The sequence below is a fragment of the Clostridium senegalense genome, assembly GCF_018916625.1.
Taxonomy (GTDB): Bacteria; Bacillota; Clostridia; order Clostridiales; family Clostridiaceae; genus Clostridium_J; species Clostridium_J senegalense.
The window spans coordinates 51905-68801 of sequence record NZ_JAHLNC010000008.1 but is presented as its reverse complement, the minus strand read 5'-3'; the positions used below and the strand labels follow the sequence as shown (position 1 = coordinate 68801).

At 25.9% G+C, this 16897-nt stretch carries 19 protein-coding genes; 16 read left to right on the top strand and 3 right to left on the bottom strand.

Annotated elements, in window-relative coordinates:
• Positions 1-52: 52 nt before the first annotated feature.
• Positions 53-490: a GNAT family N-acetyltransferase gene (locus KQI36_RS13410; RefSeq protein ID WP_061996178.1), complete on the bottom strand. Its 438-nt coding sequence runs from the start codon at positions 488-490 to the stop codon at positions 53-55.
• A gap of 335 nt (positions 491-825) precedes the next feature.
• Here KQI36_RS13410 and KQI36_RS13405 point away from each other — a divergent pair, with 335 nt between their 5' ends.
• The 14 genes from KQI36_RS13405 to KQI36_RS13345 all read left to right on the top strand — a co-directional run bounded on the left by KQI36_RS13405 (position 826) and on the right by KQI36_RS13345 (position 13848).
• Entirely contained in the window at positions 826-1398 is a 573-nt protein-coding gene (locus KQI36_RS13405; RefSeq protein WP_216451298.1) for a hypothetical protein, read from the top strand.
• A 351-nt stretch (positions 1399-1749) separates the two neighbouring features.
• Positions 1750-2496, top strand: a complete 747-nt coding sequence (locus tag KQI36_RS13400) for a hypothetical protein (RefSeq protein ID WP_216451297.1) — start codon at positions 1750-1752, stop codon at positions 2494-2496.
• Between the two features lie 49 nt (positions 2497-2545).
• Positions 2546-3172: a histidine phosphatase family protein gene (locus KQI36_RS13395; RefSeq protein WP_216451296.1), complete on the top strand. Its 627-nt coding sequence runs from the start codon at positions 2546-2548 to the stop codon at positions 3170-3172.
• Between the two features lie 525 nt (positions 3173-3697).
• On the top strand, positions 3698-3988 hold the full coding sequence (locus KQI36_RS13390) for a hypothetical protein (RefSeq protein ID WP_216451295.1): 291 nt from the start codon (positions 3698-3700) through the stop codon (positions 3986-3988).
• 114 nt (positions 3989-4102) lie between these two features.
• Complete coding sequence (locus KQI36_RS13385) at positions 4103-5008, top strand: alpha/beta fold hydrolase (RefSeq protein ID WP_216451294.1); 906 nt, start codon at positions 4103-4105, stop codon at positions 5006-5008.
• Between the two features lie 112 nt (positions 5009-5120).
• A complete protein-coding gene (locus tag KQI36_RS13380) occupies positions 5121-5351 on the top strand; it encodes a hypothetical protein (protein WP_216451293.1) in 231 nt (76 codons plus the stop codon).
• Positions 5352-5409: 58 nt separating this feature from the next.
• Positions 5410-8547, top strand: coding sequence for a GNAT family N-acetyltransferase (locus KQI36_RS13375; RefSeq protein ID WP_216451292.1), 3138 nt, complete (start codon positions 5410-5412; stop codon positions 8545-8547).
• 146 nt (positions 8548-8693) lie between these two features.
• Positions 8694-8825: a hypothetical protein gene (locus KQI36_RS17860; RefSeq protein ID WP_280527036.1), complete on the top strand. Its 132-nt coding sequence runs from the start codon at positions 8694-8696 to the stop codon at positions 8823-8825.
• Between the two features lie 362 nt (positions 8826-9187).
• Positions 9188-9643, top strand: a complete 456-nt coding sequence (locus tag KQI36_RS13370; protein WP_216451291.1) for a GNAT family N-acetyltransferase — start codon at positions 9188-9190, stop codon at positions 9641-9643.
• A gap of 24 nt (positions 9644-9667) precedes the next feature.
• On the top strand, positions 9668-10132 hold the full coding sequence (locus KQI36_RS13365) for an NUDIX domain-containing protein (RefSeq protein WP_216451290.1): 465 nt from the start codon (positions 9668-9670) through the stop codon (positions 10130-10132).
• A 129-nt stretch (positions 10133-10261) separates the two neighbouring features.
• On the top strand, positions 10262-11035 hold the full coding sequence (locus KQI36_RS13360; RefSeq protein WP_216451289.1) for a class I SAM-dependent methyltransferase: 774 nt from the start codon (positions 10262-10264) through the stop codon (positions 11033-11035).
• A 632-nt stretch (positions 11036-11667) separates the two neighbouring features.
• On the top strand, positions 11668-12261 hold the full coding sequence (locus tag KQI36_RS13355; protein WP_216451288.1) for a YdcF family protein: 594 nt from the start codon (positions 11668-11670) through the stop codon (positions 12259-12261).
• Between the two features lie 81 nt (positions 12262-12342).
• Positions 12343-13011, top strand: a complete 669-nt coding sequence (locus tag KQI36_RS13350; RefSeq protein WP_216451287.1) for a Type 1 glutamine amidotransferase-like domain-containing protein — start codon at positions 12343-12345, stop codon at positions 13009-13011.
• Between the two features lie 276 nt (positions 13012-13287).
• Positions 13288-13848 (top strand): histidine phosphatase family protein, encoded by a 561-nt coding sequence (locus KQI36_RS13345; RefSeq protein WP_216451286.1) that lies wholly within the window; start codon positions 13288-13290, stop codon positions 13846-13848.
• Positions 13849-13898: 50 nt separating this feature from the next.
• Here KQI36_RS13345 and KQI36_RS13340 read toward each other — a convergent pair whose 3' ends face one another.
• A complete protein-coding gene (locus KQI36_RS13340; RefSeq protein ID WP_216451285.1) occupies positions 13899-14588 on the bottom strand; it encodes a cyclic nucleotide-binding domain-containing protein in 690 nt (229 codons plus the stop codon).
• A 565-nt stretch (positions 14589-15153) separates the two neighbouring features.
• Here KQI36_RS13340 and KQI36_RS13335 point away from each other — a divergent pair.
• Positions 15154-15576 (top strand): DMT family transporter, encoded by a 423-nt coding sequence (locus tag KQI36_RS13335; RefSeq protein ID WP_216451284.1) that lies wholly within the window; start codon positions 15154-15156, stop codon positions 15574-15576.
• Between the two features lie 11 nt (positions 15577-15587).
• On the top strand, positions 15588-16028 hold the full coding sequence (locus KQI36_RS13330; RefSeq protein WP_216451283.1) for a DMT family transporter: 441 nt from the start codon (positions 15588-15590) through the stop codon (positions 16026-16028).
• Positions 16029-16055: 27 nt separating this feature from the next.
• Here KQI36_RS13330 and KQI36_RS13325 read toward each other — a convergent pair whose 3' ends face one another.
• Positions 16056-16877 carry a phosphotransferase gene (locus KQI36_RS13325; RefSeq protein ID WP_216451282.1) on the bottom strand — a complete coding sequence of 274 codons (822 nt, stop codon included), beginning with the start codon at positions 16875-16877 and terminating at the stop codon, positions 16056-16058.
• Between the last annotated feature and the right edge of the window lie 20 nt (positions 16878-16897).

The window sequence follows — 16897 nt, the reverse complement described above, 5'->3', positions numbered from 1 at the left end:
TAGAGGGTGATTTTAAGTACCCTCTAAATTATTTTTTATAATACATAGGATTCTATAATTCTTTACCCATCATAACAAGTTTGTCAAAGGTATGAAATCCTCTTTTTTTATAAAACTTTTCATTACTATCATCTTTTGAAGTAAATAATACAATCTCTGTTATCCCTTTATTTTTCAAACGTTTTTCAAATTCTTCCAAAATCATCTTCCCAAAACCCTTATTACGAATATCATTTCTAACACAAAATTCTTTAATATTAAATATAATTCCGTTATAAAATTGTTCTTCATTTCCTAAAATCATACCACAAATTAACTCATCTTCATATGCAATAAGACCATATGCACCGTCACAATTCATCATTTGACATAGTCGTTTTGAAGCAGTTTTAACTGTCCACTCATCATTCCAAGGTGGAGAATTGAAAGTAGTAACATACATATCTACAATGAGTTCTATGTTTGAAATATTCATCTCTTTAAAATACATTATTTTTCCCCTTTTATGTTTAAAAAAATTATTATTAATTTATATACTAATTATAACATGATTTCTATAAAGTTACATGAATTCAAATTAAAAGGTATAGAATTTAAAGCTAATTTTTCAATTTAAGTTTGAAATTTTAGTTATAAAATCTTTATAAGTTTAAAAGTTTTTTATTGAATAATTTTAAAATTATAATAAGTATTTTAGAACTTTAGGTTATTTTAAAATGTATATAATAGTAAATTTATATATAGAATGATGGCAAGAATTTAGTGATGAAAAATAATAATCAATATGATATAATAATTATTATTAATTATTTGGAGCGTGTTATTATGGAAAAGAAAATAAGTTTAGTATATGAGAATGGTGAATATACAATTTTAGTAAATGGTACTATAGTAAATAAAGAAAAGGATTTTGAAAAGTCAGTTGATAAATTTAATAAAGTCATAAATGATAATAAATCATTAAATACAAGAAGTTGGGAAAGCATATTAGATGGATTAAAAGACTTATACGATGAAAAAGTAGAAATTAATAATGAATATAAGGCTTTAAGTTTTGAATCTATGAAATACTTTTATAACACAGGAAAAGCATTTTATATGAGAAATGGACAAATGACTGAATTAAGTGGTTCTTATAATTTATTTTATTATAGTTTGAAAATGATTTTAAAAGGAAAAGTTAAATCTTGTGAAGAGTTATTAGAATTTCTAACTAAAGTTTTAGAAAATAAAGCTGTATACACAATCAATGATACCAAAGTTAGAGTATCTAGTCCTAAATTTAATTATGGTTTTGCAGAATATGATTATGTAAATGATAAAATAGATAAAGGTACATCAGTAGAAAGTGGTAACTTTGAAAAATTTAAGGAATATGTTTTAGAGAGGCTTATGTAAAATGTAAATAGACATCTATATAATAATAGAGATATTGCCATGAAAGTTTTGAAATTTGTGGTGATGTCTCTATTTTTATTTAATATATAAATAAAATTTAATATAAAAAATAAAAGAAATAAATAAGTTAACTTCTTATGAACAATGTAAATAATGCGTATATATAAGTTACAATATATGCTACATATTTCTACAAAAATAGCAATGAAATAGAAATATAATATATAGATAAAGAGATTAAAGAAGAAATAAAATTGTAGAAATACTAGATGGAATAAAACATATGATAAATAAATGTGAAAAATAGATAATTAATACTTAATAAATTAGAAGGGGAATATAATGAAATAAATGTTTATAAGAAAAATAGATGGAAATGTTGAAATTATATATGATAAGGAATATATAATGCCAGGTTATGTAACCGAAAAAGTAGAGGCACATTGGGAAGAATTATTAAAATCTGGAAGAAATTTTACTAGGGGAACTGTATTTACTATAAGTAATATAGAAAGTATAGGAAAAGATTTAAAGGTATGTATACAATCTACGGATTATGCCCATTATTTGTACACAATTCATAACAATATAGAAAAGTACGGGTGTAGGGTCATTTATGTATCTATATTAGTTGAAACTATAGACTCAAGTTTTGTTATAGGAGAAATGGCTTGTAATACAGCATTGCCTAATAGATTGCAGTGCTGTGGAGGAGGATTTGATGATGAGGATTTAATTGAAGGCAAAATTGATATTTATAATAATATACAAAGGGAACTATATGAGGAATTAGGAATTAATCTATATGATACCGATACAATATGTAAAGTTCAGCCTAAGTATATACAAAGCGGAGGAGAACATAATTTTATAGGATTAGTATTTAAAGTTGAATTAAAAATTAGTGAGAAGGAGTACATTGAATTATACAAAAAGTATATAAAAAGATTGAAAATGAGCAATGTAGTTCCAGAATTTAAATCATTAGTCTTTATTAAATCAGATTCAAGTTCTGTAAAGGATTTCTTCAACAAAGATAAGAGGCCAAAGGCAGATTATTTAGAAGAATTACTTATGACAGAAGTAGAATCATATTGATTGTTAATAAATTGAAAAAGTATTAAAACTATTGCAGAGGTGGTTTAAAATGAATATTTATTTAGTTAGACATGCTAAAGATGATGAGAGATATAGAGGTGGATGGAGTCAGTTAGATTTGATATCGGAAGGCAAAGAACAAGCTAAAAAACTTGCCGAATTTCTTTATTTCAAGCAAAAAGAGTTTAAAATAACAAAAATTATTTCAAGTGATTTACCAAGAGCGTTATCTACAGCAAATGAAGTAGTAAAAAAAATAGATGTAAGAGTTGAACTTGATAAAGAGTTAAGAGAGATGAACAATGGCGATTTAGCAGGAATGTTGAATAAAGAAGCATTAGTGAAATATCCTGGATTGTTTTTTAATACTTTAAGAATGGATGAGAAATATCCTAATGGTGAAAGTCCAGATGATTTTTATAAGAGAGTAAAAAGATGGTTTGATGATGTGATATGTAAATATAAACATTCTAACGAAAATATTTTAATTGTAACTCACGGTGGTGTAATAAATATAATATGTCACATTGTAAAAGATATTGAATGGACCAATAAAAATAAACTATTTAAAACTTCAGATGTTGCAATCTACAAATTAAATTGTGAAGGAAAGTTGGAATTTGAGATAGAAAATTATAATGATTTTTTGAAAGAAGGTTATTATGAATTATTATAAAGATAAAGCTGTAGTAATTGCAGGAGGAGAGAAGGAATTGATAATGAAATAGCAAAATTACTAAATTCACATTAAACTAGTAAGTAATTGCTATTTTATTAAGGCAACGTTATTTATATATTGAAAGGTTTTAATGAGAAAGGAAGAGGGATATGAATGAATTTGATTTGAAATAAAAGATAAATTTATTTTAATGGGACATTCTTTTGGAAGATTATGTATATATAGCTATGCAAAAATCTACTCTTATAAATTAAAAGGTATAATACTAATTGACTCTATTTCTTTCAATTTTAAAAAACTGTACATGCTTAATACCCCAGTGATAAACTCTCTCATTGAAATATATAAAATAATAGAGGAAAATATTAATTCTTGAAAAAAATCAAAAGAAGAATGAAAGCAGAAGAATAGAAATATAATTTCATCTTATGAAAATCGTATAAGGGATATAGATATGGAATCTGTAGAAGGATTTTTCACAAGTGCAACACTACATAAAACTATTGTGGAGAAATTTGAAAATTGGGATATAGTTGGGATATAGATAGTAATGAAATTAAGAGCAGTTGTAAGTTTCCTAATATTCAACTTATAGTAATAACAAGAGATAATAATGTAGCTGAAAGAGGATGGGGGAAAGATAATATTTCAGAAAAGGAAGCAATTTTATATGAAAATGAGTGGCATAAGCTACAAGTTGAGTTGTCGAAATTGTCAAGCAAAGGGAAATCAATAATTGCTAAAAATAGCGACCATGAAGTTTATTTGGATAGGCCAGATATAATAATTCATAACTTAAAGACATTAATATAGGTTTTTATGGGGCAAATAAATTTTAGTTTCTATAAAAACGGCAATGAAATAGAAATATAATATATAAAGAGTGGAAATGCAAGGTAAATATACATTTTGTAAGGGGGCTTTAGGATGAATAAAATTGTAGAAATAGATGGTAATAAGACGTATGAAATTAAAAGAATAGGAAATGGAGAGATAATAGTAGTAATTGAGCTAGGTATAGGTACTCATTTTGATGATTGGAGTATTATAACAAAAGAACTTTCTAAAAAGATGACTGTATTTACTTATCATAGATCAGGATATGGTAAAAGTTCTTTAGAGCAGGGCAAACGTACTACTGGACAAATTGCAAAAGAGTTAAATAAGTTATTAGAAAAAGAAGGTATTAATAAAAATATTATATTGGTCGGGCATTCTTTTGGAGGATTATGTGTTCAGCATTTTGCTCAATTGTACCCAGAAAAAATTATAGGGATGCTACTAATAGATCCTAATACAATTAAGCAAAATGAAATGGAAGAATTGCCATTAGTTAAGGAAAGGTTTTCCAAAGATAAAATGATTGAAATTTGGAATAGATTATCACATAAAACTAAGGAAGAAATTGAACAGGAAGTTAATCCTAAAATTATGGACGAGCAGATGAAATTGTCTAAGACAGCAAAAGATAATATTTTAGAATTCTTATTACAGCCTAAAATGTATAGAACTATGGCTTTAGAATATGAAGGTTTTGATGAAAGTATTAGTGAGATAAAATCTTTTGATAATATACTTGAAATTCCGTTAAGAATAATGGTAAGGGATAGGGAAGTGATGATTTCAAACCTTATAAAAATTGGTGTTGAAAGAGAAAAAGCTATAATAATGGAAGATACATGGCAAAGAATTGTTAAAGAGGTTGTGGATTTATCTACAAATGGGAAAGTGATAGAAGTTAAAAATACGACTCATTGTATTTATCGTTTTAATCCAGAATTAATAATAAATGAAGTAGAAAATTTAGCAGGAAGTAAAAATATATGTAATTAAAATTTTATAGGTATAAATTGAAAAGGTATAATTTTTAAACTTCTAAATTTTATAAGAAATAATTTAAAACTCTGTAGATAACCATTTAAATACTAAAAGGAGACCAAAAAATATGTATAGAAAAATGGAAAAAAGAGATTTAAATTTTGTAAATAATATGCTTGGAAAAATAAATTATTCAGCAAAATTTATTTTTAATGAAGCATATAAAAATAAAGAGGTAAGTAGCTGTTTAATATATACTGATGATAATAATCATGGAGTTTTTAGAATCATAAATGGTGAAACTTATTATTCTTTACAAATGTATTTTGATGAAGATGTTAGTAATTATAATAAGTAATCTATAAAAAGTTAAATGGATATATTTTTATAACTATATGACATAAGGGGGCAAGATTATGGATGGTTTGAAAATTGTAGAATATACTCCAACCTACGCAAAGGCTATTGCAAAGATGTGGACAATGAGTACTGAAGGATGGAATGGAAGTTATGCAAATGTAACTGAGGAAAGTATTTTAGAGTCACATAAATCTAATTCAAACTTAAATACTTTTCTTGCTGTTAATAATAAAGAGGTTTTAGGCTACTGTGCTTTATTATCTCAAAAAGAAGCACTTAAGATAAAGTTATTAAATACGAGATATGACTGTCATGGTAATGGAATTGGAAAAGAAATTATTAAAGCTGTAGTTAATAGAGCTTTAGAACTCGATTATTCAATGATAGATCTTCATACATGGTCTTCAAATAAGAAATCTATACCATTTTATAAGCGTTGCGGATTTTTCTTGGAAAAGAACAAATGTTCTCATTGCATAAGCTTTATACCATATATTTTAAAAATAGAAGCTCTTAAAGGATACTTCGAAAATGAGGATTGGTATAGTGGTTTGAAGCAAAATATGGACATGGAGCCTAGTGGAATTGAAGAGAATGGTTCTGAATTTTATGAATATAATTGGGAAAGAAATAATAAAAAACTAAGGTTACAATTTGAAAGTCGTAGTAGAGGATTACGACTTATTGAGACGGATGATTATTTAATATCTGTAATAATTAATGATGAAACTTTTATGTTTGGAAAAAAATACAAAGTGTTCTATGAAATAATTAATAAGACAGGAAAAGCAATAAAAATAAAAATAAAAGGTGAAGATGATAAGAATATAAAATTTCAATTAAACAAGGAAGTAGATGTTCATGAAAAAGAAATAGTGGAGGGTGAGTTTTATATTGAGTCTTCAGATGATGAAATCTATGATGAAAAAATATATCCAGCAGTTGTATCACAAATTTTCATAAATAATAAAATAGCTTTGTTTAAGGTCGGAATATTGACAAGGCTACCAGCAAAAATAAATATTTTATCAGAAAGTATCGAGAGAGTTTCTGGACAATGTTCAAAATTTTATATAAACATTAAAAATAACTTATGTGAAGAAGCTACTTTTGAATTTAAACTTAATAAAAATGAAAATATAGAATTAAAGAATAGAGATTTTAAAGTTAAGCTTAATGATAATGAAAAAAATTCAGTAGAAGTACCTTACTATCTCAAAAAACCAACAGTTTATTCAGAGTGGATTAATGTTACTGCTATTTTAAAAAGTGGAGAAAAAATTGAATTTAAAGCTAATGTAATAGAGTTTTTTAAAGGAAGAGGAGGAAAATTTGGAGGAGAGACAAATACTGATTATATTATTGTAAATGGTGCATACTCAGTTATTTTAGCTAAGGATGACAACTGCATATGCTTTAGAAAATTTAAGAATCAATTTAGAGAAATAGTTTTATTTACTCCTGAATTTGAAATGTCTAATCATAATGAACTTATAAGTAAGAAAATAGAAAATATTTGTTGGTATGAAGAAAATGAGCATATGATTCTCAAAGGAGATTATTTTTTTAATAATTATAGTGAAATGAAGGTAACTTTAATAGTAAAGCTTCACATAACTGGCATTGCTCAGAGTTATTTTGAAGTATACAATTTAAGTGATAACAAAACAGATGAGGAAATATTAATAAAGCAACAAATATATCATGATGAACTAAGTAGAGGAGTAATACCTTATAATAACAAATTTATTAAGTTATCAGATATGGCTTTAGAGGATACAACTCCATTTAAAAGTGAATTGCTAAGTGAAAATTGGATCTTTTCAGGAGATGATAATAATACACGTAGCCTTTGGTGGGATAAAGACAAACTTCTTCATTTTGGAGAGTGGCCTTACATATACCTTGAAGAGAATGTTGGCATAGTTAATGGAAAAAGTAAAAAAACTACTAAAGCAATTTATGTAGCATTAACAACTTTCGAAACTTGGCAAGATTTGAGAAGTTTCGCTTTGAAGACATTTCAGAAGGGGTTAATATGCAACGCTGAAGGTGATAATTTAAAAGATAACAAAACTCTTAATTTATACACAACTAATGATTGTGAAGTATCTATAAATAAAGGAAATCCGTTTATTAAAGATGGTGTTTCAGTAGAACTAAGAAAATATAACGAAATTCCCATTAAAGGCAAAATAAAAGTTGACTCAAAAAAGGGATTAGTATGTTGTATAGAAAAAAGCTTTGAAAATATGACATTGGCCATGGAAGTTTTTACATCAATGGCGGATGAGTATGATTCTGATATTATTTCTGTTAAAGCAGACTTAGGTTTATTACTTTTTGAAAAGAATTCTGCCTTATTTAAAATTAAAGATGTAGACTTTAAAACGCAGATAAAAAAATATGAAGGATTTAACATTTATTCAATAAATAATGGGGTGATGACCATTAAGTCCTCTCCAGATTTTACAAGTGGAATATATTCATTAACCTATAAAAATGAGGAATATCTCCATAGTAAGTTTCCAAATTCAGAAATGCGAACATGGTATAATCCATGGTTTGGTGGAATGCAGACTGTACCTAGAAATTGGTACGTTCAATCTACAAGTTTATTAAATGAAAAAGTTATAACAAACTTTGTTAAAATGACAGATACATGTGGAAATCAATGGCAGGGCATAAAAACATCCTTGAATATAACTGAAAATGAGCAATATAAAGGCTTGAAAATTAATGAATATTATTTGATGCTGCCAGGAGTTCCTGTATTATGTCATACTTCTGAAATTATTAATAGTACAGGAGAGTTTATGAAGAATATGCTTTTAGCTCATAGAAATTTCTTTAATATTGGAAATGATATGATGAAGAACTTTGTCACGTTTAAAGATTCTAATAATGAAATAAAAACTTATAGGGTTGGAATTGAATTTTGTGATATTTTCCCAAGTTCATCATTGTTTTATGGAAATTATGATATAGAAGATAAAATTCAAATATATGCAAATAAAGAGGATACTATGGAAAGGTCTACTATAAGTGTAGATGATAATGTGTATTTGGTTACAAAAAATTTAGATATTGCGAATCATGATAATATATTTATGAATCCAATGTTCTATATTTTTACAAATAAAAGTATAGATGATGAAATGCTTAATAATTTAAAAAATATTCAATTTAAATAAGAGAAATAAAAATGAAAATGTGTGGATTAAAATTATAAAAATAAAGTTTAATTACTGATCGAATAAATATTAACAAGAGGAAAATTGTATGAATATTTTTAAAATATAGTATATTTTATGCTATAAGTTTATAGGAGTGATTAACAATGAAGGATTTTAAAATAAATAGTCCAAGAACAAGAAGATTATATGAAGATATAAGAATTAATTATGCATATTTTAACATGAAATTAGCAAACGGATTTAAAAATCTTTTAGGTATGAAGGACAATATTTAATGAAATAAAAGAATAAAAATAAAAGCCTCTTGAATATAAGCTTGAGAGGCTTTTCTAATCTAAATTTAGAAAGATTTCGGTGAAGTTATAATATAAATGAAAAATATTTAAAGTTTAAGCTTATAAGAAAATGAAAATTATATTTTATTTTTACAGTAGAAAATAAAATATAATAGAAAAGGAACTATTAAATTAATAGAATGTAAACAATATGAACAATGTATATATATAAGTTACAATGCGTGCTACAAGTTTTTACAAAAATAACAACTATATAGAATTATAATATAAAAAGGAAGCAAAATAGGAAATATGGCAACAGTATATAAATAAAGGTAATGATAAATAAGAGGGGATTAGATATGAACTATGAATTAAGAAGGGTAACTAATGAAGATGTAGAAGATTTTTTAACATGGAAATATGGTGGAATATATTCATTTTTTGATAATGATTTTTCACAGGGGAAAATTGATTATGTCAAAAGTTTTCCAAATGATAATAATGTTTTTTCTGTTTATAGTGATAAAAATGAACTTGTAGGGAATTGTGCAATTTATTTAAGTGATAAGGTAACTTTTTCAGTGCAGTTAAGACCTAGTTTAACAAGCAAAGGTCTAGGAAAAGAATTTTTAACTTCAATTTTAAATTTTATAAAAGAAAAATATAATTTAAAAACTATAGGGTTATCAGTGCTTAAGTTTAATGAAAGGGCAATTAGGCTTTATAAAAGTTTAGATTTTAAAGTAACTAATGAGTTCATTGGAAAAACTGTTAAGGGCGAAATGGAGTTCTTAACTATGGAAAAAGAACTTTAATTATTAAGAGAAATGGAGAAAGATATGGGACAAGCAAAATTTTACTATAAGAATAATAAGGCCCCAAAACCTAATAAGCCAAATAATGTAGGAATTAGTGCAATAATTGAATATAACGGGGAAATATTATTAGAAAGAAGAACAGATAGCAATAGATGGGCTTTGATAGGTGGAGGTTTAGAGATTGATGAAAGTTTGGAACAAGGCATAATTAGAGAAATTAAGGAAGAAACATCACTTAATATTGAAGAAAATCAATTATGTTTTTGGAGAATTTATTCAGATCCATCACGTATAGTTGAATATCCTGATGGAAATATATTGAGGATAATAACAGCTGTTTATTTAGTGAAATTAGAGAATAGGCATAAGTTAATATGTAGTAAGGAATCATTAGAATTAAGATATTTTAGTTATAATGAATTGAAAAAATTGAATATAGCTGAAACACACAAACATATAATTGATGATTATTTAATGTGTTATTAGGAAAGTAGTATATATTACATTAAAAATGAATCTATTAAATAAGGAAGGGAGAAAGTAGTAGATAGTTTTAAATATAGTATTTTGATTACTTAGTATTATTAGTTACAAAATCTACTACTAAAAATAGAAATGGATTTTATTAATTATAATAGAGAATCTTGGAATAAAGAAGTTGATAAAGGAAATATGTGGACAAAGGTAGTAAGCAAAGAAGCAGTTGAAAAAGCTAGAAATGGAGAATGGAGTATTGTATTAACTCCAACCAAAGCCGTGCCTAAATCATGGTTTCCAAAAGAACTTATAGGTAAGAAGATTTTATGCCTTGCATCAGGTGGGGGACAACAAGGGCCTATTTTAGCCGCTACAGGAGCAAAAGTTACTGTTTTTGATAATTCGCCTAATCAGTTAAATCAAGATAAGTTTGTAGCAGAGAGAGATGGATTAACTATAAATACAGTTCAAGGTGATATGAGGGATTTATCTGTCTTTGAAGATAATTATTTTGATTTTATAATTCATCCAGTATCAAACTGTTTTATAGATAATATTTTACCACTATGGAGAGAGGCTTATCGTGTTTTAAAGAAGGGTGGAACATTGATAGCTGGTTTCGATAATCCAATTCAATATATATTTGACTTAAAAGAACTAGAACAAGGCAACTTAGTAGTTAGACATAAGGTGCCATATTCAGATCTAAAAGATTTATCAGAAGAAGAATTTAAAGAGTTAGTTTTAGATCAAAATGAACCTATGTGTTTTGGGCATACTTTAGAAGATCAAATACATGGACAAATAGAAGCAGGTTTTGTTATTTCAGGCTTCTATGAAGATAAGGCAATGAATGATTTATTGGATACTTATATTCCTACTTGGATAGCAACAAAGGCTGACAAACTATAGGCGTGGCAACAATATATAATGTAATAAAGATTAAAAAGTAAGAAGATACTTTAATATAGGGATACAAGCTCAAATTTAGATTTATTTAATAACTTAAAAATATTTTTATACAGAATTAAGTATTGAGTTTAGGTGCTTATGAGCTAGTATCACTATTTCGGGTATCCAAGTTTTGGAATGAGTAATTTTAAAAGTCAACTTGGAATCCTATATAAGAAAACAAAATAAATTTATTATTAAACCGAAATAGGATATTTAAAAAAGGAAGCCGATATGTATTAGCAAATCCTTTAGTCTGTAAATTAGTTTGTGTAAAGCTCAGAAATAATATTAGATTGATATACATTGGGGTGAAACCCCAGCAAATGGATTGATTTCTCTTGTTGAAACAAAGTGGTAGAATGAGCAATTAGGCTTTATAAAAGTTTAGACTTTAAAGTAACTAATGAGTTCATTGAAAAAACTGTTAAGGGTGAAATGGAGTTTTTAGCTATGGAAAAAGAACTTTAAGTTTAAGGGAAATGGAGAAAGATATGGGACAAGTAAAGTTCTATAATAAAAACAATAAGGCTCCAAAATCCAATATATATTAAATTAAAAATAAACTTATTAAATAGTTTATGGGGGGAAGAATGAAATCTATAAATGATATAACAAATTTTATATTTTTTGAAAATAACCTTAAAAAAGCAGATATTATTTTTATACCTGGAGGGTCCTATGCTGAATTAGGGGAAAAAGCAGCAGAACTTTGGGAGAATAAGTATGCACCACTTATTTTACCTTCTGGAAAATACAGTCCTAAGTATGGATATTTTCCAAGTCCATCATCAAAAACAGATGAATATAATAATGCATATAACACAGAATGGGACTTCTTTTATGATGTTTTAATTAAGAATGGTGTTGATAAAAACGCAATCTTAAAAGAAAACAATGCTGAAAATACATATGAAAACGCGTTCAAATCTCGTATGGTTACAGATAAGTTAGGGTTGAATATAAGAAGAGCAATAATTTGTTGTAAAAATTTTCATGCAAGGCGTTGCCTTATGTATTATAAGTGGGCATATCCAGATTCAGAATTAATAATTTGTCCATGTGAGGTACAAGGAATAAATAAGAGTAATTGGTTTAAGACAGATAAAGGAATAGAGAGAGTTATGGGTGAGTTAACAAGATGTGGCTCACAATTTAAGGAGTATATCAAGGAATTTGCCGAATAAATTTGATGAAATTTTGTTAATAATTAAATTGAAATCAATAAATAAGCTACCAAAAGATATTATAAAAAGGGGGACAATAATATGGTGAATATGTTATTAAGTCAATATAATTTTCATGAAGAATGGGCTAGAGATACCATAAAAAAATATATACATTCTTATAATAAAGTTGTAGTTGTTCCTTTTGCTTTTAGTAATAAGGCTATATGTAATTCTGTAGATTGGGAAAGAGCATATAACAAGGAAACAGGTAAATATTATAAGCAAATAGTTGAGCCTTTTATAGATTTAGGTATTAGTGAAGAAAATATTACTTTTATCAATTATTTTAAAGATACCAAAGATAATATGGAAAGGGTAATAAAGAGTAGTGATGTTGTATTTTTAACAGGTGGGCTCCCAGATATGGCAGTTGAGCACGTTTTAGAGAAAGATATACTCAGTAGTATAAATGAAAGCAAAATAGTTATAGGTGTAAGTGCAGGTGCTTTGATTCAATTAAATAATTATTATATATCGCCAGATAAAGACTATCCTGAATTTATATATTTAAAAGGGTTAGGTTTAATAAAGGAAAATTTTTATATTGAGGTTCATTATGCAGAAACTGATATGGAAAATAGCTGTATAAAAAAAGCATTAGAAGAAAAGGCAACTACAGTTTATGCTATTAAAGATACTGGAGGTATAATTTTAGATAGTGATAAAATTAGATTAATTGGGGATGTAACTAAATTTAATAGAGATTAACATGACACAAATAGATGAAAATTAAGTGGACTTATGATTGATAAAAAGTATCAAAATAGGATATGGAAGAATTGTTATCATGAAATTGTTGAAAAATTTAAGGTGTAAGTTAGGAAAAATTAAGTTTTTTACAAGTGTTGTACCTGAAAATATTGTTACAAAAAATTTTATAAAAGTGTGGGTTTTAAAGAAACAAGAGAGGTAATCTAGGATGAAGAGGTTATGGTAATATAATTATAATAGTAGTTAAAAAGCAATATAAAGGGGGAAATCATTATGACTAAAATATATTTTGTAAGACACGCAAAACCAGACTTTAAAATTTTGGATGATCTGACTAGACCATTGACCGATGAAGGTCTTAAAGATAGTGAAAGTTTATGTGAGCTTTTTAAGAATAAAGATATAAATAAAGTGTATTCAAGTCCGTATAAAAGAGCTATAGATACAGTTTTACCTGTGGCACAAATGTTAAATTTAAAGATTAATATTGTAGAAGATTTTAGAGAAAGAAGAATTTGTAATAAATGGCTAGATGATTTTGATAGCTTTGCAAAAAATCAGTGGAGGGATTTCAATTATAAAATTGAAGATGGTGAGTGTTTATTAGAAGTACAACAAAGAAATATAAATGCTTTAAAGAGTATATTAAGAAAAAATAATAATAAAAACATAATTATAGGAACTCATGGTACAGCATTAAGTACTATTATAAACTATTATGATGTAACTTTTAAATATGAGCATTTTGAAAGAATAAAAAATATAATGCCGTGGGTTGTTATGTTAGAATTTGAAGGTGAAAATTTTGTTAAGTTTAAATATATAAGTAATTAACGTAGTAAATAAGCTATAAACTATTTATTTTTAATAGTTTATAGCTTTTATTATTTTTCATTTATATATATATCTCTTGCTAACTTTTTTAGTTCATCCATATTTAAAATTGTTATTAAATTAGAATTTTTTATTATTAAGTTTTTTTCACAAAGATTTCTAATAACTCTATTTAAGTGCCTATAGCTAGAACCTAGAAGCTCGGATATATGGGTTAATTCATCTATTTCAACAGTATTGTTATTGTTAATAGGTAAGGATAATATATAGCTTACAAATCTATTTTCTAATGGATATAACATATTTATTGAGCTAAAAATAGAATTGTTTCTCAGCTTTTTTTCTAAAGAGGATATTATAAATCTTAAGAAAACAGAATCATCATATGCAAGTTTTTTAACTTTATCAATAGGAATTGCTATAAGGTGACATGATTCAATTGTTTTTACAGAACAATCAGCAGCTGAATTATCCAAAAATTCAATATCCCCCATTACCGAAAGAGGTGTTATAAAGCATATAAGTAATGACTTGCCTGTAGAGAGAAGAGTATAAACTTTTGCTTTACCTTTAACTAAGAAATATATATATTTCATATCTTCATTTAGAGTACAAATCATTTCATTTTTGTCAAATGTATGAAGTTCGCAACATAGAGACAAACTTTCATTTAGGTATTTATTTAATGCGTATTTTTCTAAATAAGCATTTATTAATTTTCTGTTTTTAGATTTTTTCAACTAAAACACTCCTTTATATAATTCAAAAATTAAAAAAATTCTATTTAAATCTATTATATAGGACATTTGTCCTATATAATAGATTATTATTTTGATATTATATATCTAATTTGATTAAGTTATAGGGTTCCAAACTGACTTTTAAATTTATGAACTTATCAAATGAGAAAATTTAAGATTAATATTATACTAATAGTTTACAGATTATTTTAGTTAAAAGTTAAGATTGAATGGTTAACAGTTGTGGCTATTACTATTCACTTTGCTCCTAGTAATTCTCAACGTATATTTTTATAAATTTGCAAAGGAAATTATATTATTAGATTAAAAGAAAGTGGTATTACTTTCCTTCTGAACTCTTAATTATTAATTATCTCTTTTTAATTGAAATACTTAATTATGCTTCTATTATCTTTAAACTTTATATGAGTTTAATGTGAGAAGATTTAAACTTCTAGGTTCTTAACTAACTATATTTGTACTTATTTTTCTCAACTGATAACAAAAATTTGATGAATAAGTTTAAATTGGAGCTTGTCTCTATATAGTATTGGGGTGATTAACAATGTATAATATTTTAGCACTTTTTATAGGAAGTTTAATTTCTGTTATGATTACGTTTAATAGTCAATTAGAAGGTAAAGTTGGATCAATGTATTCCCTTATAATAATTCATTTAGTTGGACTAATAGCAATAATTTTAATTATGATAATAAAAAGAGAAAGTGTAAGCATTAAAAGAGATGTTCCTAAATATTTATTTCTAGGTGGTGCTGTAGGAGTAGCTTTAACTTTAAGTAATATTATAACAATAGGGGGAATAGGTGTTACATTAACTACATCGTTGGCTGTATTTGGACAGTTAATATTTTCTTCATGTATAGACCATTATGGCTTGTTTGGAATGAAAAAGTATAAGTTTAATATTAAAAAGTTAATGGGATTTACTATTATAATAGTAGGGTTAATAGTAATGACAATAGGATAGGAGGAGAAAATTTGTATATACTTGCAATAATAGGTGGAGTTTTAACAACCTTATCTATGGTAATTAATTCATCGCTAGGAAAAAGAATAGGAGTATTACAAAGTACTTTAATAAATTATATTGTAGGACTGTTATGTTCTATGATAGTGCTTTTAATTGTAGGAAGTAATGTTGAATTATCTATGGTGGAATTTGAAAATATACCTATATTTGTATTTTGTGGTGGCATTATAGGTGTTGTTATAGTATATACTTCTAATATAATAATACCCAAAATACCTGTGGTTTATAGTATGTTATTACTATTTATAGGTCAGATAGTAGCTGGTATTATAATTGATTTTTTAATAAATAAAAAGATAGAAATTAATAAAATATTAGGTGCCATGGTAGTTACAATAGGAATTTTATACAACTCCAAGGTAGATAATAAGATATGCAGTGATAATTAAAAAACATATATAAAAGACGATAAGTATTTACAAATACTTATCGTCTTTTAAGTCATTATATAGATCTATAAGAACAAGATCGCCACCTTTTTTATAATCATAATCAGATGTTGAAGAGAATGATTTTACATAACTCCAACATATATTCCATAGTTTAACTACAAAAAGATATCTTTTAAATTTAAGATGTAATTCCTGTGAAAAATTATTAAAATAAGACATTAAAAATATTTTTCTAGAATTATCGTCTAGTAGCCAACAAAATGTTGCAATATCATAAAAAATATCCCACATTCCACTAAATTCAAAATCTATTAAAAATACTTCATCATTTTTATAAAGGATATTTGATGGGTTTAAGTCATTATGACATAAACCATAATTTATATCATTACACAAAATGTTTTCAATAGCGTCAAGTTTGCTAATTATAAATATAAATTCATTAGAAAATTTAAAATTGACTTTTTTTAGTATAGTTAGTTTTTTTCTTATTTCATTAAAGGGATTATATATATAATCACATTTTAGGTTGTGCATATTTTTTAATTTGTTAGATAAACTTAAAAGAAATTTTGGGTCTGTACAAGTAGATTCATCTATACGTGAATTTGAAATGAACTCACTTATTATAGTGTAGCTACAAGTATCTTTATAGATTACTTTAGGACATATGTGGTTAAGGTCTAATAAGGTTAAAAGGTTATATTCATAAGTAAAGTTTTTATTTTTATCTTTAAAATTACATTTCAAAAAATAGTTTTTATCATCATAGCTTAACAGATAATTTAAATTATTTAACCCATCAAGTCGGGTTAGTTTAACAGTATTTTTAGCGTTTTTTATCATTAAATCACCTACACAAAATT